Consider the following 20051-nt stretch of genomic DNA (forward strand, 5'->3'; position numbering starts at 1 on the left):
TCAGGACGAACGGTGTTCAAGGGCGTGCCCATAAAAACTGGCGTGGCCTGGCAAGGGGGCGGACAGCCTCCCGCTCAGGGGGTGCTTCAGTTTTCGATCTTGGCGAACTGCACGATCTTGGTGTACTTCGCGATCTCGGTGTTGATGTACTTGCCCGCATCCAGCTTGGGATCGGCGACCACGTTGCCGGTTTCTTCCATCTTCTTGCGGAACTCGGGCGAGGCCATGGTTTCCACCAGGGCCTTCTTCAGCTTGGCGGCGATGGGCGCGGGCAGGCCCTTGGGCGCCATCAGCGCGAACCAGGAGTTGATGTCCACGTTCTTGAACTGGGGCAGTTCCGACAGCGCAGGGATATCGGGCGTGATGGCGGAACGCTTGGCTTCGGTCGTGCCCAGGGCGATCACCTTGCCGGCCTTGATCTGCGGCAGGCCCGAAGACAGCACGAACACGCCGTATTCGATGTTGTTGCCGACCAGGTCGGTCGTCAGCGGCGCCACGCCCTTGTAGGGGATGTGGGCCATGTCGAGCTTGCCCTGTTCCTTGATCAGCTCGCCGGCCAGGTGCAGGGCCGTGCCCACGCCGGAGCTGCCGTAGCTGAACTTGCCGGGGTTCTTGGCGGTGGCTTCGACGAACTCGGCGGCATTCTTCACGCCGGCCTTTTGCGAGGCGACCAGCACCATGGGCTGCGAGCCGACCACGCCAATGGGCGTGAAGTCGTCGATGGTGTACTTCACGGCCTTGTTGATCAGGCGCGCAATGGCGATTTCGTTGTTGGCGCCAACCATGATGGTGTAGCCGTCGGCGGCCGACTTGGCGACCTTCTGCGCGCCGATCGCGCCGCCGGCGCCGCCCAGGTTTTCCACGACCACGGGCTGGCCCAGGCGCGAGGACAGGCCGTCCGCGACGAGACGGCCCACGAGGTCGGTGCTGCCGCCCGGGGGATAGCCCACGACCATGGTGATGGCGCGTGTGGGGTAGTTGTTGTCGGCCGCAAAAGACGGCATGGCGACGGTTGCGGCCAGGAGCAGGCTGGCGGCAACGGCGGTACGGCGGAGGATCTGGGTGGTTTGCATGGGAAATCCGGGGGTCTTCGGGGCAGACAGACAGGCATTTGCTTAAAAGACATAAGCTGTTGCAATTTTTGCATATAGGGACTTCTTGGACCAAGCGTCCGGGTTTATCCCGATGCGTTTATTGAAGAATGTGTGGTTTTTCGTCACACATTCTTCACAGAGCATTTCAGCCGGCGAGCATCGCGCGTTGCATCAACTCGACACCCGCGACGAAATCATCGATATCCATGGCTTCGTGCGGATTGTGCGAGCCGTTCTCGTTGCGGATGAACACCATGGCCGAAGGCACGCCGGCATTGGCAAACACCGCCGCATCGTGGCCCGCGCCGCTGGCAATGCGCTCGAGCTTCGGGCCTTCGCCCGCGGCTTCGAGGCGGTCCAGCCAGCCCGCATCCATGGTGGCCGGCTCGGTGAACAGCCGGTCGTCGAACTCGAAGCGCACGCCGCGCGCGCGTTCAATGGCCGCGCATTCCTCGCGCATCAGCGTGTAGAAGCGCTCGAGCGTCTGCGTGTCCTGGCTGCGCACCTCGAAGCTGAAGGCCACCTCGCCCGGTATCACCGAAACGGCATGCGACTGGGTGGAGGTCGAGCAGATACCGGTGGTCATCACCATGTCCATGCCCATCTGCAGCAGCACGCGCCAGTGCTCGTCCATGCGCGACAGCAGTTCGGCGACAGCCAGCAGCGCGTCCTTGCGCAGCCAGCGCGGCACCGCGCCCGAGTGGCCGGTTTCGCCGATGCAGCGCACCAGATTGTGGCGCACGTTGCCGCGGATGCCCGTGACCAGCGCCACGGGCCAGCCGCGGTTGACCATGATCGGGCCCTGCTCGATATGCAGCTCCAGATAGGCGGCAATGTCGGCGGTGTCGATCAGCGCCTCGCCGCGCTCGATGGCACCGACATCGGCGCCGCAGCGGGCCATGGCCTCGCCCAGGCTGTCCACGCCATCGCGGCGCGGCCGCGCCAGCGTGGCCGCGGGCAGCTTGCCCAGCAGCGACAGCGAGCCCAGGTAGGCCTTGCCATACCAGGCGCTTTCCTCCCCGCGCAGCGCCAGCACGCGCACCGGCTGCGACTGCTCATGACGGCCGCGCAGGCCCAGCAGGATCAGCATGCCGGCGACGATGCCGGCCAGGCCGTCGAAGTTGCCGCCCTGCGGCACGGAGTCGGCATGCGAGCCGATCACCAGGCAGGGCGCGGCGCGCTCGTCCTCGGGCAGGCTCAGCCAGAGATTGCCGGCGCGGTCGCTCTCGCAGCGCAGGTCAAGCGCCTGCGCGCGCTCGGTGAGAATGCGCAGCGCGGTGTTTTCGCCCTTGCCGTAGCTCTCGCGCGTCACGCCCAGGCCGTCGCGCGTGGCCTCGCGGATCTCGGCCAGCAAGGAGAGCGCCAGCGCGCGGGTGTCGGTTGCGGTTTCGCAGGCCATCATGCGCCGGTCCCTCCGTTGCGGATGGACCAGGCCACGGGCGAGGCCGAGAAATCGGCCAGCGTCGCCTGCTGCGCCGCGCTCAGCGTGCCGCTGGCCAGCAGCGCCTCGTGCAGGTGGCGCCAGGTGGCCAGCGCATGCAGCGCCAGGCCATGGTTGGCCAGCGTGCTGGCCTGCTGGGCGTAAAGCGCGTAGTCCAGCAGCACCAGCACGTCCTCGACCAGCGGGCCCGCGCGGCGCAGCGCCGCGACGGTACCGGCCTTGGAGCGGCCGTCGGTGGTCACGTCATCGACCAGCAGCACCTTGGCATCGGCGGGCAGCCGGCCTTCGAGCTGGGCCGTGATGTCCCAGCCCACGGGACGCTTGCGCAGGTACAGCATGGGCAGGTCGAGGCGTTCGGCCAGCCAGGCCGCAAACGCAATGCCTGAACTTTCGGTGCCGACAATGGCATTGATGCCGCGCGCGGCCACCAGGGGCTGCACGCGGCGCGCCGCCATGTCCATGATCTCGTTGCGCAGCACCACATCCGACATCAGGAGCTGGGCGTCCACATAGACCGGGCTGGCCCAGCCCGAGGTATAGATGAAGGGCTGGTGCGCGGCAATGCGCACGGCGCCCAGCGCCACCAGGGCCTGGGCAACGCGCGGCGCGTCGGAATCGGAAAGCAGCATGAACTTGTCCAGGGATGCAAAAGCGCGATGTTAAGAATCCCGCTCAAACGAAAGAAGTGGCTAAAATTCCGCGAGCCGTTCCAAACGGTGATGGCTCATGCAGCATGCGCATTACCACATGCATTTCTCGTACAGTGCCGCCGCGCTGCGGCCCGGGGTTCCAATGTCCGATTTCACCGCTTCACGCAGCTTTCTGCGCCAGATCGACCTGTCCTCGCTCGACCTGTTCGTGCTGATCTGCGAACACGGCAGCATCGCGCGCGCCGCCGAGCAGGGCGGCATGGTGGCCTCGGCCGTGAGCAAGCGCATTGCCGAACTGGAATCGCTGGCGCGCACGCTGCTGCTGCTGCGCCATGCGCGCGGCGTGCGCCCGACGCCGGCCGGCAATCTGCTGCTGGAGCATGCGCGCACCATCCTGCTCGGGGTCGAGCATCTGCGCGACGACCTGAGCGAATATGCACGCGGCGTGCGCGGACTGGTGCGGCTGACCGCCAATGCCTCGGCCGTGGAGCAGTTCCTGCCCGAACACATCGCGGTGTTCGCGCGCCAGCATCCCGACATCCGCATCGACCTGCGCCAGGCCACCAGCCGCAATGTGGCGCGCGCCGTGCGCGACCATCTGGCCGACCTCGGGGTCTGCAGTCCCAGCGATGAAGCCGAGGGGCTGGAGTCGCTGCCCTACCGGCGCGAGCGCATGGTGCTGATCATGCCGCAGCAGCATCCCTTGGCACGCCACCGCGAACTGGCTTATGAGGAAGCGCTGGACTATGCACAGGTCGGGCTGCGCGACAGCTCCACCGTGCAGGAAATGCTCGACCGCGAGGCGCGCGTCGGCCGGCGCATGCTGCGCCAGCGCATCGAGGTCGACAGCCTGAGCGCGATGTGCCGGATGATCGAATGCGGGCTGGGCGTGGGCGTGATGCCCGAGGGCGCCTACCAGCGGCTGGGCGAGACGCGCGAGCTGCATGCGGTGCCGCTGACCGATGCCTGGGCCGAGCGCACGCTCAATCTCTATGCCGTGCGCTTTGCCGACCTGCCCGCGCCCGCGCGCCACTTTGCGGGAACGCTGGTGCAGGAAGCGCAACTGCCCACGCTAGGCAACGGCCTCGAATTCATGCCCCCGCCGCATTCTTGAGCTTCGGGGCAGATGGGCGGTGAGAAACTCCATCTGGTCGGCCAGGATGCGGCGGTTGCGCAGGATGAAGTCTTCCCAGAGGCTGGGCACATAGGGTGTGTAGAGCAGCGGCATGCGTGCCTGCTCGGGCGTGCGCGCGCCCTTGCGGTGGTTGCAGGGGCGGCAGGCCGTGACCACGTTCATCCAGTGGTCCTGGCCGCGCGCGGACTGCGGCAGGATGTGCTCGCGCGTGAGATCGTGTTCGGAGAACTGCTGGCCGCAGTAAGCGCAGACACCGCGGTCGCGCGCGAACAGCTTGCTGTTGGTGAGGCCGGGCTTGAGCGTATGCGGATTGATGGCCGGCATGCCGCGCGTGCCGATGATGCTGTTGACCTCGATCACCGACTGCAGGCCGGTGCGCGCATTGTGGCCGCCGCGAAAGCACGCAATCGCGCCGCCCGACTCCCAGCGCACGGCATCGGCGGCGTAGTAAAGCACCGCCTGCTCGAGCGTGAGCCAGGACTGCGGCAGCCCCTGCGCGGACAATTTCAGCACCTTCACGGCACGCCTCCTTTGCAACCGACATCGCCAAGGAACACCGGCCCGACCGCAACCTCCCGCGGCTATGGGCCGACCTGTCTCTGGCAATATACTCGCTTTCCCGCAAAAAACGGCAGGCCGCGCTGCATGGACGCGCGCGCAGCGCCAGCGAAACAAAGCATATTGATGAAGATCTTCCGTGGCTTCCAGCATTCGGGGCGTGAACCGGCCTGCGCGCTGACGATTGGCAACTTCGATGGTGTGCACCGCGGCCACCAGGCAATGCTGTCGCTGCTCGCCGGCGAGGCACGCCAGCGCGGCGTGGCCACCTGCGTGCTGACCTTCGAGCCGCACCCGCGCGACTATTTCGCCGCGGCCCTCAAGCAGCCCGAGCTGGCGCCGGCGCGCATCTGCACGCTGCGCGACAAGCTCACGGCGCTCGAGCGCTGCGGCGTCGACCAGGTCGTGGTCCTGCCGTTCAACCAGCGCCTGGCCAGCCAGTCGCCGCAGGCCTTCATCGACGAAGTGCTGCGCGAAGGCCTGGGCGCGCGCTATGTGCTGGTCGGCGATGATTTCCGCTTTGGCGCGCGCCGCGCGGGCGACTACGCGATGCTCGATGCCGCAGGCCAGCGCAGCGGCTTCGATGTCGCGCGCATGAACAGCTATGAGGTACACGGGCTGCGTGTGTCCAGTTCGGCGGTGCGCGAGGCGCTGGCCGCGGGACGCATGGACGAAGCCGAGCGCCTGCTGGGACACCCCTACACCATCTCCGGCCATGTGCTGCATGGCCGCAAACTGGGGCGCCAACTCGCCGAATCCATGCCCGGCGCCAATGACGGCTTCCGCACGCTGAACCTGCGCTTCGCGCACTGGAAGCCGGCGGCCGGCGGGATCTTCGCGGTGCATGTGCATGGCCTGTCCGAGCAGCCGCTGCAGGGCGTGGCCAACCTGGGCGTGCGGCCCTCGCTGGACCCGAACGACGTCAATGGCGGGCGCGTGCTGCTCGAGACGCATTGCCTGGATTGGCCCGACCATCTGGGGGCGGAAGGGGCATACGGTAAAATCATCCGCGTGGAACTTCTGCACAAACTCCATGACGAGCTGAAGTACGACAGTCTGCAGGCCCTCACCGAAGGGATTGCCCGGGACTGCGATGACGCGCGCGCGCTGTTTGCCGCGCTGCCTGCGCCCACGTACACCGAAACCCGCCGCCAGACGACCCGCGATCGAATTTGACGCGCGTCCTGCGCTCAGCCGGCCCGGGCATGACGCCCGCGCTGCGCTCCCGCCCCGCTTTCCATGCCCGGGCCAGATCCCGGGCAACGCTTCGCTTAAGGTTTCCATGTCCGATCAAGCCAAAAACACCCCCGCCGCTGCGAACAGCTACCGCAGCACCCTGAACATGCCCGACACCCCGTTCCCGATGCGCGGCGACCTGCCCAAGCGGGAAGCCGGCTGGGCCCAGGAGTGGGAAGACAAGGGCATCTACAAGAAGCTGCGCGACGCGCGCTGCGGCGCGCCCAAGTTCATCCTGCATGACGGCCCGCCGTATGCCAACGGCAAGATCCATATCGGCCACGCGGTGAACAAGGTGCTCAAGGACATGATCGTCAAGAGCCGCCAGCTCGAAGGCTTCGACGCGCTCTACGTGCCGGGCTGGGACTGCCACGGCCTGCCGATCGAGAACGCCATCGAGAAGCTGTACGGCCGCAACCTGCCGCGCGACGAGATGCAGGCCAAGAGCCGCGCCTTCGCCACCGAGCAGATCGCCCAGCAGATGGCCGACTTCAAGCGCCTCGGAGTGCTTGGCGACTGGGACCACCCGTACAAGACCATGAACTTCGCCAACGAGGCCGGCGAGCTGCGCGCCCTCAAGCGCGTCATGGAGCGCGGCTACGTCTACCGCGGCCTCAAGCCCGTGTACTGGTGCTTCGACTGCGGCTCCTCGCTGGCCGAGTTCGAGATCGAATACGCGGACAAGAAGAGCCAGACGCTGGACGTGATGTTCCCCACGGCCGAGCCCGAAAAGCTGGCCGCGGCGTTTGGCCTGCCCGCATTGAACAAGCCGGCGGCCATCGTCATCTGGACCACGACCGCCTGGACCATCCCCGCGAACCAGGCGCTCAACGTCAACCCCACGCTCGAGTACAGCCTGGTCGACACCGAGCGCGGGCTGCTGATCGTCGCCAGCGCGCTGGTCGAGAAGTGCCTGGCGCGCTGGCAGCTCGAAGGCACGGTGGTCGCCACCGCGCTCGGCGAGAAGCTCGACCACCTGAACTTCCGCCACCCGCTGGCCGAAGCCGATGCCGGTTTCGACCGCCTGTCGCCGGTCTACCTCGCCGACTACGCGACCGCCGACGACGGCACGGGTATCGTGCACTCGGCGCCGGCCTATGGCGTCGATGACTTCAACTCCTGCGTGGCCAACGGCATGGAGTACGACAGCATCCTGAACCCGGTGCAGGGCAACGGCGTGTACGCCCCCGAGCTGCCGCTGTTCGCGGGCCAGCATATCTGGAAGGCCGCGCCGGTCATCATCGACACGCTGCGCGACGCCGGCCGCCTGCTCGACACCCAGACCATCACCCACAGCTACCCGCACTGCTGGCGCCACAAGACGCCGGTGATCTACCGCGCGGCCGCGCAGTGGTTCGTGCGCATGGACGAGGGCGAAGGCGTGTTCACCAAGGACAAGGCGCCGGGCACGCTGCGCGAGACCGCGCTGGCGGCCATCGAGCAGACCGCGTTCTACCCCGAGAACGGCAAGGAACGCCTGCGCGCGATGATCGCCGGCCGGCCCGACTGGTGCATCTCGCGCCAGCGCAGCTGGGGCGTGCCGCTGCCCTTCTTCCTGCATGTGGATTCGGGCGAACTGCATCCGCGCACCATGGAGATCATCGACCAGGCCGCGGCCATGATCGAGCAAGGCGGCATCGAGGCCTGGAGCCGCGTGAGCGCCGAGGAGATCCTGGGCGCCGACGAAGCCAAGCTCTACACCAAGAGCACCGACATCCTCGAGGTCTGGTTCGACTCGGGCTCGACCTTCTGGCACGTGATGCGCGGCACCCACCCCGACATGCACCACGACAGCGGCCCCGAAGCCGACCTGTATCTCGAGGGCCATGACCAGCACCGCGGCTGGTTCCACTCCTCGCTGCTGCTGGCCTCGGCGATCTTCGGCCGAGCGCCCTACCGCGGCCTGCTGACGCACGGCTTCACCGTCGACGGCCAGGGCAAGAAGATGAGCAAGTCGCTGGGCAACACCGTGGCCCCGCAGGACGTGTCGAGCAAGCTGGGCGCGGAAATCATCCGCCTGTGGGTGGCCTCGACCGATTATTCGGGCGACCTGGCCATCGACGACAAGATCCTGGCGCGCGTGGTCGATGCCTACCGCCGCATCCGCAACACGCTGCGCTTCCTGCTGGCCAACGTCAGCGACTTCGATCCGGCTGCCGACAGCGTGCCCTTCGAGCAGATGCTCGAGATCGACCGCTATGCGCTGGCGCGCGCGCACCAGCTGCAGACCGAGATCCTGGGCCACTACCAGGTCTACGAGTTCCACCCCGTGGTCGCCAAGCTGCAGCTGTACTGCTCGGAAGACCTGGGCGGCTTCTACCTCGACGTGCTCAAGGACCGCCTCTACACCAGCGCGCCCAAGAGCCTCGCCCGCCGCTCGGCGCAGACCGCGCTGTGGCAGATCACGCACGCGATGCTGCGCTGGATGGCGCCGTTCCTGTCGTTCACGGCCGAGGAAGCCTGGAAGATCTTCGGCGACAGCGAGACCATCTTCGTGGAGAAGTTCGTCGACCTGCCCGCAGGCGATGCCGCGCTGCTGGCCAAGTGGGCGCGCATCCGCGAGATCCGCGATCTGGTCAACAAGGACATCGAAGCCGTGCGCGGCACGGGCCAGGTCGGCTCGTCGCTGCAGGCCGAAGTCACGCTGGCTGCCGAGCATGAAGACCTGGCGCTGCTGCAGAGCCTGGGCGACGACCTGAAGTTCGTGTTCATCACCTCGGCCGCGCAGGCCGTGGCCGCCGAGTCGGGCGCGACCCTGCAGGCCAGCGTGGCGCCCAGCGCGCACGACAAGTGCGAACGCTGCTGGCACTACCGCGAGGACGTGGGCAGCAACCCGGCCTACCCGACGCTGTGCGGCCGCTGCGACAGCAACCTGCATGGAACCGGTGAAGACCGGGAATTCGCATGATGGCGCCGACCGTCTCCGCCGTCAGCCGCCCGGCCATCTGGCCGTGGCTGGTCTGGGCGCTGGTGCTGATCGGTGTCGACCAGGTGACCAAGCAGTGGATCCTTACGCACTACCAGCTCGGCGACTACACGCCGATCACCGGCTTCTTCAACATCGTGCGTGCGCACAACACCGGTGCGGCCTTCTCCTTCCTGGCCGATGCGGGCGGCTGGCAGCGCTGGCTGTTCACCGGCATCGGCGTGATTGCCACGGTGGTCATCGTCTGGCAGTTGCACGCCCACCGCGGCCAGCGCCTGCTGAGCCTGGCGCTGTCGAGCATCCTGGGCGGCGCCATTGGCAACGTGGTCGACCGCATGCAGCATGGCTATGTCGTCGACTTCCTCGATTTCTACTGGGGCGCTTCGCACTTTCCTGCCTTCAATGTGGCGGACATGGGGATCACCATCGGCGCGGTGCTGCTGATCCTGGATGAACTGCGGCGCATGAGGAAGAAAAGCAACTCGTGAGTCGACTGGGGCGGTTCCATGGTGATGGAACCGCCCTCTTCCTTTTGGCAGGCCGCCCTGCGCCTGGCCGGCCCAGCAGGCACCCAAGCTTTACCGCTTTTTGGGCACGGTCGTCGCATCCACGTAGGTCAAACGCGCATAAACGCGCCAAAACGCGCCATTTCAACCACATTTGTGGCATAGAGAACCACAGCGCGCTATAGTGTTCGGTTCTCCCATGAAACACTTACTCAACCTACTGGCCGCTGTCGCACTGCTCGTGTGGGGCACCCACATGGTTCGGACCGGGGTCTTGCGCGTCTTCGGTGCGAACCTGCGAAACCTGCTTGCCCGCAGCATGGGCAACCGCGTGTCCGCGGTGCTTTCGGGCATCGGCGTCACGGCGCTGGTGCAGTCGAGCACCGCGACCTCGCTCATGACTTCGTCGTTCGTCGGCCAGGGCCTGATCACCCTGCCCTCGGCGCTGGCCGTGATGCGCGGCGCCGATGTCGGCACGGCCATGATGTCGGTGCTGTTCGCCACCGACCTGTCCTGGCTTTCCCCGCTGTTGATCTTCGTTGGCGTGGTGCTGTTCATCACGCGCCAGGACAGCACGCCCGGGCGCATCGGCCGGGTCCTGATCGGCCTGGGCGTGATGCTGCTGGCGCTGCGCCTGGTGGTCGAAGCCACCGAGCCGCTGGTCGAATCCGCCGTCATCCGCACGCTGCTGGGCTCGATGACCAGCGACATCTTCCTCGAGCTGCTGATGGGCGCGGTGCTGGCCGTGATGGCCTATTCCAGCCTGGCCATCGTGCTGCTGATCGCGGCCATGGCCAGCTCGGGCGCGGTGCCGCTCGAAGTCGCGCTGGGCCTGGCGCTGGGCGCCAACCTGGGCAGCGGCCTGGTGGCGGTGCTGACCACGGCCAAGTCCAGCGTCGAGGTGCGCCAGGTCACGGTGGGCAACATGCTGTTCAAGGTCATGGGCGTGGCGCTGGCCCTGCCCTGCATCGGGCTGTGGATGCGCCATGTGCGGCCGCTGATCGGCGACGGCGCCAGCAACGTGGTGCTGTTCCACCTGGCATTCAACATCTTCAACACGCTGTTCTTCCTCGGCATGACCAATATGGTGGCGCGCTGGGTCTGCGTGCTGCTGCCCAAGCCGGCGCCCGGCGCGGGCAATCCGCTGCGCCCGCGCCATCTCGACGCCTCGGCGCTGGCCACGCCCTCGCTGGCCATCTCCTGCGCCGCGCGCGAGGCGCTGCACCAGGCCGATGTGGTCGAAGCGATGCTCATCGGCATGCACAAGGTGCTGGTCAATGACGACCTGAAGCTGTCGGCCGAGTTGCGCCAGCTCGACGACACCGTCGACGAGCTGTACTCGGCGATCAAGTACTACATGACCAAGATCTCGCGCGCCGAGCTCGACGAGAAGGAAGGCCAGCGCTGGACCGAAGTCATCAGCTTCACGATCAACATGGAGCAGATCGGCGACCTGATCGAGCGCGTGCTGCAGGACATCGAGACCAAGAAGATCAAGAAGGGCCGGCAGTTCTCGGCTGCGGGCATGCAGGAGATCAACGACCTGCACGCACGCCTGCTCGACAACCTGCGCCTGGCCATGAGCGTGTTCCTGACCGGCAATGTGCGCGACGCGCAGAAGCTGCTCGAGGAAAAGGCGCGCTTTCGCGACCTGGAACTGGCCTACTCGGCCTCGCACCTGGCGCGGCTTTCGGACAAGACCGTGCCCAGCATTGAAACCAGCTCGCTGCACATCGACCTGATCAGCGAACTCAAGCGCATCAACTCGCTGCTGTGCTCGGTGGCCTATCCGATCCTGGAAACCGCGGGCGCGCTGGCGCCGAGCCGGCTGCGCGAGACGCCGTTGCCACAAAGGGATTGAGGCACCCGGCGCCTGCGCCCGGCTACCAGCCCCAGTACGCGGCCCAGACCAGTGCCGCCTCGGGCGTGAACTGCTCCTGCGCAGCCATGGCTTGCACCTCTGCGGCCGGCAGCAGCGCGAAGCCCTGCACTTCGCCGTCCTGGTTGTCGGGCACCACGCCTTCGGGCACGGTGGCCGCATACCAGTGGATGCGCTCGCGGATGTAGCCGCAGCCGTCGCCCTCGTCGCTGGGCTGGTTCAGCTCGAACACGCCGCCGTAGCGCAGGTCCTGCAGGCGCTCCAGGCGCAGCCCGGCTTCCTCCCAGGTCTCCCGCGCCAGCGCGGTGTCCAGATCGTCCCCGGCCGACACCATGCCGCCCATCAGCGTGTCCCAGCGGCCCGGGTACATCGACTTGTTGGCCGCGCGCTGCTGCAGCCACAGCCGGCCGTCGGGCGCCACGCCCACCAGATGCACGGCTTCGGTGGCAATGCCCAGCACGCGCACCGCGCCGCGCTCCACCGTGGCAATGCACGCCCCCGTGCTGGCGCGCAGCGCGATCTGCTCGTCGCGCCACGGGCCGCAGCGTCCGTCGGCGCGCAGCACTTGGGCCAGGCGGTTCAAGGCCAGTGTGGCGGCATTGCCCGCATCGGCCTGCAGCCAGGCGCCGGTGCCGCGCTGCACGATGTCGATGCCCATCGCGCGCAGGTTACCGAGCCCCAGATCCTCGAGCAGCCCGCGCTGCACCGAGCCCACCGGCTGGCCGGCGACATGCAGCGTCTCGCGCGCAAGCAGCGGCGGCTGGCTGGCGCTGGCGCGCTCGCGCGCCACCCAGGCTGGCAGCGGGCTCATAGCGTCAGGATGGTCGAGCCCGTGGTCTTGCGTGCTTCGAGATCGCGGTGGGCCTGCTGCACCTCGCGCAGCGGATAGCGCTGGTCGATATGGATCTTCACGGCACCGCTTTGCACCACGGCAAACAGGTCGTCGGCCATGGCCTGGCAGGATTCACGCGTCGCGATGTGGTTGTAGACCGTCTGGCGCGTGACATAGATGGAGCGCGCCGCCAGCAGCGAGGGCGCGAACGCCGGCACCGGACCCGAGGCATTGCCGAAGCAGACCATCAGGCCAAAGGTGCGCAGGCATTGCAGCGAGCCTTCCCAGGTGTCCTTGCCCACCGAGTCATAGACCACCTTCACGCCCGCGCCGCCAGTGATTTCCTTGACGCGCTCGGCAAAGTTCTCGCTGCGGTAGTTGATGGCATGCGCGGCGCCGTTGCCGAGCGCCAGCCGGCATTTCTCGTCGCTTCCCGCCGTGGCGATCAGTTGCAGGCCCAGCGCCTTGGCCCACTGGCACGCAATCAGGCCCACGCCGCCCGCGGCCGCATGGAACAGCACGAAATCCCCGGGCTCCAATCCTTCGACCGGCTTGACGCGCTTGAGCAGGTACTGCGCCGTGAGGCCCTTGAGCATCATGGCCGCGCCGGTCTCGAAGCCGATGTCGTCGGGCAGGCGGCACACGCGGTCGGCCGGCATGACGCGCGCCTCGCAGTACGAGCCCGGCGGGTTGCTGGTATAGGCCGCGCGGTCGCCCACGCGCAGGTGCTCGACCCCTGCGCCCACGGCCTCGATCACGCCCGCGCCTTCCATGCCCAGCGTGAGCGGCATGGCCAGCGGATAGAGGCCGCTGCGCTGGTAGACATCGATGTAGTTGAGCCCGACCGCCTTGTGGCGGATACGCACCTCGCCCGGACCGGGCTCGCCCACCGCCACCTCGACCAGCTCCATCTGCTCGGGGCCGCCGGGTTGCTTGATCTGCACTGCCATGTTCATTGCCGTCTCCTTCAGGAAAAACCGGCTGTGAACTGCCGGCCGATGAATCGATATGTCGACAGGGACTGATCCTGGCCGACCCATGGAACCTTTGATAACGCGCCTGACCGGGGCAAACGCCCGTCCATCCTTCGACAGGCTCAGGACAAACGGACTTCTTCCCGGGCGGCAGTTCTCCAGGCGAACTGCGCCGCAGGATTAGAAGCTGCCCGGGTACAGGCCGCCGTCGGGAAGGATGTTCTGGCCCGTCATGTAGCCTGCATGCTGGCTGCACAAGAAGGCGCAGATCGCACCGAACTCCTGCGCATTGCCGAAGCGGCGCGCGGGAATCTGCTTCATGCTGGCTTCGGCGACCTCGTCGATGCTCTTGCCGGTCTTGTTGGCCGCGGCCTGCATCGTGCCCTGCAGGCGGTCGGTGGCGAACTTGCCTGGCAGCAGGTTGTTGATGGTCACGCCCTTGCCGGCAATGCCGCTGCGCGCCGCGCCGGCAACGAAGCCGGTCAGACCGCTGCGCGCGCCGTTCGACAGGCCCAGGATGTCGATCGGGGCCTTCACCGCGCTCGAGGTGATGTTCACGATGCGGCCGAAGCCACGCGCGGCCATGCCGTCCACCGTGGCCTTGATCAGCTCGATGGGCGTGAGCATGTTGGCGTCCACGGCCTTGATCCAGGCATCGCGGTCCCAGTCGCGGAAGTCGCCGGGCGGCGGGCCGCCGGCGTTGGTCACGACGATATCGAAGTCGACGCCCGGGCCGCCGGCAGCGGCAAACACCGCGGCGCGGCCTTCGGGCGTGGTGATGTCGGCGGCGGCCGCGATGACCTTGCCCGCCCCCGGCAGCGCGGCGAGGCGCTTGGCGGCATCGGCCAGCGCCTCGGGGTTGCGCGCGTTGATCACCAGGTTCACGCCTTCACCGGCCAGCGCCTGCGCGCAGCCAAAGCCCAGCCCCTTGCTCGCGCCGCACACCAGCGCCCACTTGCCTGCAATACCCAAATCCATGGAAAACCTCCGTTGCCGTTGAAGAACTGCACAGCCGGGCTGTGCCTGAGAGTGAATATAGCCGCGACCGCGCTTGCCGCGCTCAGTGGCGGCCGTGGAACAGCTTGTCGTGCAGCCGCCGCAGCGACCACCAGACGCCAAAGGCCACGACCGGGATGGCCACGGCGGCCGACGACTCGGGCGACCAGGGCCAGCCGAGCTTTTGCGCGCCCTTGGCCAGGTAGCTGATCAGCCCGACGATGTAATAGGTGATGGCCGCCACCGACAGCCCTTCCACGGTGGACTGCAACTGCAGCTGCATGCCCTGGCGGTGGTTCATGGTGCCCAACAGCGCCTGGCTGCTTTGCTGCTGCTCGATGTCGACGCGCGTGCGCAGCAACTGGCTCACGCGCGACACGCGCTCGGACAGCGCGTTCTGCCGGCGCGTGGCCCATTCGCAGGTGCTGCGCGCAGGCGAGAGCCGCCGGTCCATGAACTGCGCGACGGTCTGCATGCCCGGCAGGCGCGATTCGCTGATGTCGTGGATGCGCCGGTCGACCAGCTCGAAATACGCCATGCTGGCCGAGAAGCGCGAATGCGTGGCCGCATATTCGCTCTCGACCTGGCCTGCCAGGCGCGTCAGGCGGTCCAGCAGCAGCGGCTCGCTGTCGCGGTCGGCGAGGCGGATGGCCTGGGCCAGCTCGGCCAGGTCGCGCTCGGCGCTGGCCAGCACTTCGGCCGCGCGGCGCGCGGCGGGCAGGCCCAGCAGCGCCGCCATGCGGTAGGTCTCGATCTCCAGCAGCCGCTGCACCAGCCGGCCGAGGCGCTGCGGCGACAGCTGCGGCTCGGCAAACACCAGCATGCGCGAGCAGCCGTCGGCGTGGATGCAGAAGTCGGTGTAGAGCTGGGCATTGGCATCGGCCACCGCCGAGGCCACCACGTTGTCCTCGTTGAGCATATGGCGCACCAGGCGCTGGCGCGCGGACGCATCGGCATGCAAGACCCACAGATGCAGGCTGCTGAGGCATTGGCCCGGCAGCGCGGCCAGCCATTCCTGCGGCACCTGGGCCAGCGCGGTGCGCGCGGCCGGCGCATCGAGCGGCGTGGCCGGGTCCAGCGCCACCGTGAAGGTCCACGAAACGAATTCGGTATGCAGCTCCCAGCGCAGCCGGAAGGCGCCGAAATCACAGCGCAGATGCGTCGTGCTGCCGTCCGGCGGTGGCTGGTGGTGGTCGCGCAGCAGGCGCGCCACATGGCTGCGGCTGGCGTCGCGCTGGGCGGCATCGGCCCACATCACGATCTGCGCGATGGCCAGCGGCGCGGCCATGACTTCGGCCGGACGCGCGTGGATTTCATTGTGCAGCAGCGCCCGCTGGGGGTGCTGCGCCGGGGCAGTGGGAGCAAGCATCGGAACCTTGTTGTACCAGCCGCTATTGTGGCCCGGCTGCGGGCGGGCGAAAAAAAACGGCACCCGAAGGTGCCGTTTTCATTTGCCAGGGGCAGCGCTTCGTCAGTCTTCGACGAAGGCTTCCTCGCGGCGGTTCTTCACTGCGGGCAGCAGCACGATGATCAGCAGCAGCACGGCCAGGACCAGGAAGCTTGCCGAGATCGGACGCGTCACGAACACGCTCCAGTCGCCACGCGACAGCAGCAGCGCACGGCGCAGGTTTTCTTCCATCATCGGGCCCAGGATGAAGCCCAGCAGCAGCGGTGCGGGTTCGGTGCCCAGCTTGTGGAACACGTAGCCGACGAAACCGAAGATACCCACCATCCACACGTCGAACTCGCTGTTCTTGGTGCCGTACACACCGATCGCGCAGAACAGCACGATGGCGGGGAACAGCCAGCGGTAAGGCACCGTCAGCAGCTTGATCCAGACGCCGATCAGCGGCAGGTTCAAGATGATCAGCATCAGGTTGCCGAGCCACATCGAGGCGATCAGGCCCCAGAACAGTTCGGGGTTGCTGGTCATGACCTGGGGACCAGGCTGGATGTTGTGGATCGTCATCGCGCCCACCATCAGCGCCATCACGGCGTTCGGGGGGATACCCAGCGTCAGCAGGGGGATGAACGAAGTCTGCGAACCGGCGTTGTTGGCCGACTCAGGCGAGCACACACCACGGATGTTGCCTTGACCGAAAGGAACTTCGCCGGGACGCAGCTTGGTCTTCTTCTCGATCGTGTAGGCAGCAAAGGCCGACAGCATGGCGCCGCCACCGGGCAGGATACCCAGGGCCGAACCCAGAGCCGTACCACGCAGCATCGCGGGGAACATGCGCTTGAAGTCTTCTGCGGTAGGCATCAGGCCGGTCACCTTGGCGGTGAACACTTCGCGCTCGTCTTCGGGCTTGGACAGGTTGGCGATGATTTCGCCGTAGCCGAACACACCCATGGCGATCACGACGAAGTCGATGCCGTCGGTCAGTTCAGGAATGTCGAAGCTGTAGCGGGCCACGCCGGAGTTCACGTCGGTACCGATCATGCCGAACAGCAGGCCCAGCACGATCATCGCGATGGCCTTGAGCAGCGAGCCCGAAGCCAGCACCACGGCGCCGATCAGGCCCAGGGTCATCAGCGAGAAGTACTCGGCAGGGCCGAACTTGAACGCGACTTCGGTCAGCGGAGGCGCGAAGGCAGCCAGGATGATGGTGCCGACGCAGCCAGCGAAGAACGAACCGATGCCGGCAGCCGCCAGCGCAGGACCCGCACGGCCCTTGCGCGCCATCTGGTAGCCGTCGATCACGGTCACCACCGACGAGGATTCGCCCGGCAGGTTCACCAGAATCGCGGTGGTCGAACCACCGTACTGCGCGCCGTAGTAAATACCGGCCAGCATGATCAGCGCCGCCACGGGAGGCAGGGCGTAGGTCGCGGGCAGCAGCATGGCGATGGTCGCCACGGGGCCGATACCCGGCAGAATGCCGATGAGGGTACCCAACAGACAGCCGATGAAGCAGTAAATCAGGTTTTGGAAGGTAAAGGCAACGCCGAAGCCGAGTGCCAGATTGTCAAGAAGTTCCACGAACGATGCTCCCTTAACCCGTGATGAAGCTAGGCCACACGGGGAACTGCAGATTCAGTGCCCAGACGAAAGCCACATAGCTGCCCACTGCCAGAACCGTTGCCAGGACCAGCACTTCCTTCGCGTTGAAGGAGTAGCCGCCCATGCTGGCGATGAAGACCAGCGCGTAGATGGCGACGATCAGGCCGAACTGGGGAATGCCGAAGGCGGGAACGCCGACCAGCAGGATGCCGAACGCGAAGTTGGCGGCCAGGATGAAGAAGACCTGCTTCCAGGCCCACTTGCCGATCTTGTCGCCATCGGCGGTTTCGACGATCAGGCCCTTGGCGGCAATGGCCGTACCCAGAATGGCCATCAACACGCCCAGGATCAGCGGGAAGTACCCGGGACCCATGCGCGCACCCGTACCGACGTTGTATTCCGTGGCACCGATCGCAAAGGCGAGACCGATGACCAGGAACATCAACCCGGCAAAAAAGTCTTTTTGACTCTTGATTTTCACAAAAATGTCTCCTAGACGGAAATCACGATGGGGCGATTGTGGGGCCGCGGAAGTTGTGTCCGAATGTGGATTCCACCTACAAACCCGATTCCGCAAAGCATGCTTGCGGCGGTACCGAATCGGGCTGCAACCCGCATGCAGGCTGGATTTGCGGGGTTTTGGCGAGGTCGGCTGGAGCATCACCCCAGGGTTTGTACCAGGGGGCGATTTCAGCCCAGCTGGGGTGTGCTGCCGATGACTTCGGCCAGCGTGGTGAAGCCTTCGGCCACGCGCAGCGCGCCCGCGAGCCGCAGCGGGCGCATGCCGTCGGCCACGGCCTGGCGGCGCAGGCCGTCAATGGACGGCGCGGCATGGATCAGCTCCTTGAGCGGCTCGCTCACCGTGAGCAGCTCGTAGAGGCCGGTGCGGCCCTTGAAGCCCGTCATGCGGCAGTCGGTGCAGCCCACGGGCTGGTAGGGGTGGTAGCCGCCATTGAGCTTCCAGGGCCTGACGGCCTCGGCGAGTTGCTCGCGCGTGGCCGTTTCATCGGGCTGCTTGCACTGCGGGCACAGCGTGCGCACCAGGCGCTGCGCCAGCACGCCCAGCAGCGTGGCGTTGATCAGATAGGACGGCACGCCCAGCTCCATCAGCCGGCTCACGGCGCTCGGGGCGTCGTTGGTATGCAGCGTCGAGAACACCAGGTGGCCGGTGAGCGCGGCCTGCACCGCCATTTCGGCCGTGGCGAGGTCGCGGATCTCGCCGACCATGAGGATGTCCGGGTCCTGGCGCATCAGCGCGCGCAGGCCTTCGGTGAAGCCGAAATCGAGTTGCGGCTGGACCTGGGTCTGGTTGAAGGCCGGCTCGATCATCTCGATCGGGTCCTCGACGGTGCTGACGTTGACCTCCTCGGTGGCCAGGCGCTTGAGCGTGGCGTAGAGGGTGGTGGTCTTGCCCGATCCGGTCGGGCCCGTCACCAGGACGATGCCGTGCGGCTGGCGCACCAGCGATTCCCAGCGCTGCGCGTCATGCGGCGCGAAGCCCAGGCCGGCAAGGTCCTTGACCGCATTCTCAGGATCGAAGATGCGCATCACCATCTTTTCGCCAAAGGCCGTGGGCAGCGTCGACAGGCGCATTTCGACCTCGGCGCCGCGCGGGTTGCGCGTCTTGATGCGGCCATCCTGGGGGCGGCGGCGTTCGACCACGTCCATGCGGCCCAGCAGCTTGACGCGCGCCACCATCGCATTGAGCACGCCCATGGGCAGGTGGTAGACCGGGTGCAGCACGCCGTCGATGCGAAAGCGGATCACGCCCTGCTCGCGCCGCGGCTCGAGGTGGATGTCGCTGGCGCGCTGGTCGAAGGCGTATTGCCAAAGCCAGTCGACCACGCGCACCACGCCCTGGTCATTGGCATCGAGCTGCTTGTTGGCGTTGCCCAGCTCCACCAGTTGCTCGAAGCTGGCGGTGCTGGCCGCCCCGCCGCTCTTTTGCGCCGCGCGCACCGATTTGGCCAGGGCAAAGAATTCGGCCGTGAGGCGCTTGATGTCCAGCGGATTGGACATGACGCGGCGCACCCGGCGCCGCGCCTGGCGCTCGACTTCGGCGACCCAGTCGTCGACCAGCGGCTCGGAAGTCGCCACGATCACTTCCTCGGGCGTGACCTGCACCGGCAGCACGCGGTGGCGCTCGGCATAGCTCGCGCTCATGGTCTCGGCAATGCGCCCCGCATCGACGCGCAGGGGATCGATGCGCAGATACGGCAGGCCGCAGCGCTGGGCCACGTACTGCGTCAGCGCCTCGACATCGAGCGGCTGGCTGCCGTCGGCGCGGGCCATGGCCACATGCGCCAGCCGCACCAGCGGGTGCAGGCTGCTTTCGGCCTGCGAGCAGCGCACGATGGTGCGTTCGGCTTCCTCGGAGGTGATCACGCCATCGGCCTGCAGCCAGCGCACGATGCTGCGCCACTGCAGCGGCCCGGACCCGGACCGTTCGGCGGGAGAGGAATCAGGCGTAGGTATCAACTTGCGCGCCCAGCGTGCCCAGCGCCGGAGTGCGGCGCGGCGCGGCATCGTCTTCGGGATGGGCCTCGGACTGGCGCGCCTGCGTCTTTTCCAGCTGCGCCTGCTGCTGGGCGCGCTGCAGGGCTTCGATCTGCGCCTGGACGGCCATGATCTGTGCCTGCAGCAGTTCCTGTTTCTGCTGCTTGGTCTTGGCGTCGCCGTCGGAGTTCGCGACCTCCTTGAGGTCCTTGGTCAAGGATTGCAGCTGCTTTTGCAGCTGGGCAATCTGGCTGGCCGTGGCGCGCGAAGGGCCGGCCGCCGGGGACGAAGAAGAAGTGGAGCTGACTTGCATGCCTGCCATTG

General features: G+C 67.0%; 17 protein-coding genes. 5 read left to right on the plus strand and 12 right to left on the minus strand.

Translation table 11 applies throughout. The features are described from left to right. Positions 1-86 precede the first annotated feature (86 nt). The 3 genes from HUK68_RS15110 to HUK68_RS15120 all read right to left on the minus strand — a co-directional run bounded on the left by HUK68_RS15110 (position 87) and on the right by HUK68_RS15120 (position 3164). A complete protein-coding gene (locus HUK68_RS15110) occupies positions 87-1073 on the minus strand; it encodes a Bug family tripartite tricarboxylate transporter substrate binding protein (protein WP_175504923.1) in 987 nt (328 codons plus the stop codon). Between the two features lie 166 nt (positions 1074-1239). After that, positions 1240-2496, minus strand: a complete 1257-nt coding sequence (locus HUK68_RS15115; RefSeq protein ID WP_175504924.1) for a hydantoinase/carbamoylase family amidase — start codon at positions 2494-2496, stop codon at positions 1240-1242. Continuing rightward, positions 2493-3164 carry an orotate phosphoribosyltransferase gene (locus HUK68_RS15120; RefSeq protein WP_175504925.1) on the minus strand — a complete coding sequence of 224 codons (672 nt, stop codon included), beginning with the start codon at positions 3162-3164 and terminating at the stop codon, positions 2493-2495. Before HUK68_RS15120 ends, HUK68_RS15115 begins: the two co-directional genes overlap by 4 nt. Positions 3165-3327: 163 nt before the next feature. Between HUK68_RS15120 and HUK68_RS15125 the strand changes: the two genes are divergently transcribed. Then, positions 3328-4299: a LysR substrate-binding domain-containing protein gene (locus HUK68_RS15125; protein WP_175504926.1), complete on the plus strand. Its 972-nt coding sequence runs from the start codon at positions 3328-3330 to the stop codon at positions 4297-4299. Here HUK68_RS15125 and HUK68_RS15130 read toward each other — a convergent pair. Further along, positions 4258-4839, minus strand: a complete 582-nt coding sequence (locus HUK68_RS15130; RefSeq protein ID WP_175504927.1) for an HNH endonuclease — start codon at positions 4837-4839, stop codon at positions 4258-4260. The genes HUK68_RS15125 and HUK68_RS15130 overlap by 42 nt on opposite strands. Positions 4840-5004: 165 nt before the next feature. Between HUK68_RS15130 and HUK68_RS15135 the strand changes: the two genes are divergently transcribed. From HUK68_RS15135 to HUK68_RS15150, 4 genes are all read left to right on the plus strand, one after another. Then, positions 5005-6054, plus strand: coding sequence for a bifunctional riboflavin kinase/FAD synthetase (locus HUK68_RS15135; protein WP_175504928.1), 1050 nt, complete (start codon positions 5005-5007; stop codon positions 6052-6054). Between the two features lie 106 nt (positions 6055-6160). Continuing rightward, positions 6161-9022 (plus strand): isoleucine--tRNA ligase, encoded by a 2862-nt coding sequence (gene ileS, locus HUK68_RS15140; protein ID WP_175504929.1) that lies wholly within the window; start codon positions 6161-6163, stop codon positions 9020-9022. Continuing rightward, positions 9022-9528: a signal peptidase II gene (gene lspA, locus HUK68_RS15145; RefSeq protein WP_175505860.1), complete on the plus strand. Its 507-nt coding sequence runs from the start codon at positions 9022-9024 to the stop codon at positions 9526-9528. Before ileS ends, lspA begins: the two co-directional genes overlap by 1 nt. A gap of 217 nt (positions 9529-9745) precedes the next feature. Next, complete coding sequence (locus HUK68_RS15150) at positions 9746-11407, plus strand: Na/Pi cotransporter family protein (protein ID WP_175504930.1); 1662 nt, start codon at positions 9746-9748, stop codon at positions 11405-11407. Between the two features lie 22 nt (positions 11408-11429). Here the strand turns inward: HUK68_RS15150 and HUK68_RS15155 are convergent, their stop codons facing one another. The 8 genes from HUK68_RS15155 to HUK68_RS15190 form a co-directional block, all read right to left on the minus strand. Next, positions 11430-12236 (minus strand): NUDIX hydrolase, encoded by an 807-nt coding sequence (locus HUK68_RS15155; RefSeq protein ID WP_175504931.1) that lies wholly within the window; start codon positions 12234-12236, stop codon positions 11430-11432. Next, positions 12233-13213 (minus strand): quinone oxidoreductase family protein, encoded by a 981-nt coding sequence (locus HUK68_RS15160; protein ID WP_175504932.1) that lies wholly within the window; start codon positions 13211-13213, stop codon positions 12233-12235. Before HUK68_RS15160 ends, HUK68_RS15155 begins: the two co-directional genes overlap by 4 nt. Positions 13214-13411: 198 nt before the next feature. After that, positions 13412-14209, minus strand: coding sequence for an SDR family oxidoreductase (locus HUK68_RS15165; protein WP_175504933.1), 798 nt, complete (start codon positions 14207-14209; stop codon positions 13412-13414). A gap of 82 nt (positions 14210-14291) precedes the next feature. Beyond that, positions 14292-15596 (minus strand): DUF3422 family protein, encoded by a 1305-nt coding sequence (locus HUK68_RS15170; protein ID WP_175504934.1) that lies wholly within the window; start codon positions 15594-15596, stop codon positions 14292-14294. A gap of 102 nt (positions 15597-15698) precedes the next feature. Then, entirely contained in the window at positions 15699-17210 is a 1512-nt protein-coding gene (locus HUK68_RS15175; protein WP_175504935.1) for a tripartite tricarboxylate transporter permease, read from the minus strand. Between the two features lie 13 nt (positions 17211-17223). Beyond that, positions 17224-17712, minus strand: a complete 489-nt coding sequence (locus HUK68_RS15180) for a tripartite tricarboxylate transporter TctB family protein (protein WP_175504936.1) — start codon at positions 17710-17712, stop codon at positions 17224-17226. A 209-nt stretch (positions 17713-17921) separates the two neighbouring features. Beyond that, on the minus strand, positions 17922-19757 hold the full coding sequence (gene tfpB / locus HUK68_RS15185; protein WP_175504937.1) for a type IV pilus assembly ATPase TfpB: 1836 nt from the start codon (positions 19755-19757) through the stop codon (positions 17922-17924). After that, positions 19693-20049, minus strand: a complete 357-nt coding sequence (locus tag HUK68_RS15190; protein ID WP_244146185.1) for a FlxA-like family protein — start codon at positions 20047-20049, stop codon at positions 19693-19695. The genes tfpB and HUK68_RS15190 overlap by 65 nt, the downstream gene beginning before the upstream one ends. Positions 20050-20051: the final 2 nt, after the last annotated feature.

It is taken from the genome of Comamonas antarctica, from assembly GCF_013363755.1.
GTDB classification, from domain to species: Bacteria; Pseudomonadota; Gammaproteobacteria; order Burkholderiales; family Burkholderiaceae_C; genus Comamonas; species Comamonas antarctica.

Excerpts from the sequence above, each read along its gene's own strand:
- HUK68_RS15110 (WP_175504923.1), bottom strand. The coding sequence starts at position 1,073 with ATGCAAACCACCCAGATCCTCCGCCGTACCGCCGTTGCCGCCAGCCTG.
- HUK68_RS15115 (WP_175504924.1), bottom strand. The coding sequence starts at position 2,496 with ATGATGGCCTGCGAAACCGCAACCGACACCCGCGCGCTGGCGCTCTCC.
- HUK68_RS15120 (WP_175504925.1), bottom strand. The coding sequence starts at position 3,164 with ATGCTGCTTTCCGATTCCGACGCGCCGCGCGTTGCCCAGGCCCTGGTG.
- HUK68_RS15125 (WP_175504926.1), top strand. The coding sequence starts at position 3,328 with ATGTCCGATTTCACCGCTTCACGCAGCTTTCTGCGCCAGATCGACCTG.
- HUK68_RS15135 (WP_175504928.1), top strand. The coding sequence starts at position 5,005 with ATGAAGATCTTCCGTGGCTTCCAGCATTCGGGGCGTGAACCGGCCTGC.
- ileS (WP_175504929.1), top strand. The coding sequence starts at position 6,161 with ATGTCCGATCAAGCCAAAAACACCCCCGCCGCTGCGAACAGCTACCGC.
- lspA (WP_175505860.1), top strand. The coding sequence starts at position 9,022 with ATGGCGCCGACCGTCTCCGCCGTCAGCCGCCCGGCCATCTGGCCGTGG.
- HUK68_RS15150 (WP_175504930.1), top strand. The coding sequence starts at position 9,746 with ATGAAACACTTACTCAACCTACTGGCCGCTGTCGCACTGCTCGTGTGG.
- HUK68_RS15155 (WP_175504931.1), bottom strand. The coding sequence starts at position 12,236 with ATGAGCCCGCTGCCAGCCTGGGTGGCGCGCGAGCGCGCCAGCGCCAGC.
- HUK68_RS15160 (WP_175504932.1), bottom strand. The coding sequence starts at position 13,213 with ATGAACATGGCAGTGCAGATCAAGCAACCCGGCGGCCCCGAGCAGATG.
- HUK68_RS15165 (WP_175504933.1), bottom strand. The coding sequence starts at position 14,209 with ATGGATTTGGGTATTGCAGGCAAGTGGGCGCTGGTGTGCGGCGCGAGC.
- HUK68_RS15170 (WP_175504934.1), bottom strand. The coding sequence starts at position 15,596 with ATGCTTGCTCCCACTGCCCCGGCGCAGCACCCCCAGCGGGCGCTGCTG.
- tfpB (WP_175504937.1), bottom strand. The coding sequence starts at position 19,757 with ATGCCGCGCCGCGCCGCACTCCGGCGCTGGGCACGCTGGGCGCGCAAG.
- HUK68_RS15190 (WP_244146185.1), bottom strand. The coding sequence starts at position 20,049 with ATGGCAGGCATGCAAGTCAGCTCCACTTCTTCTTCGTCCCCGGCGGCC.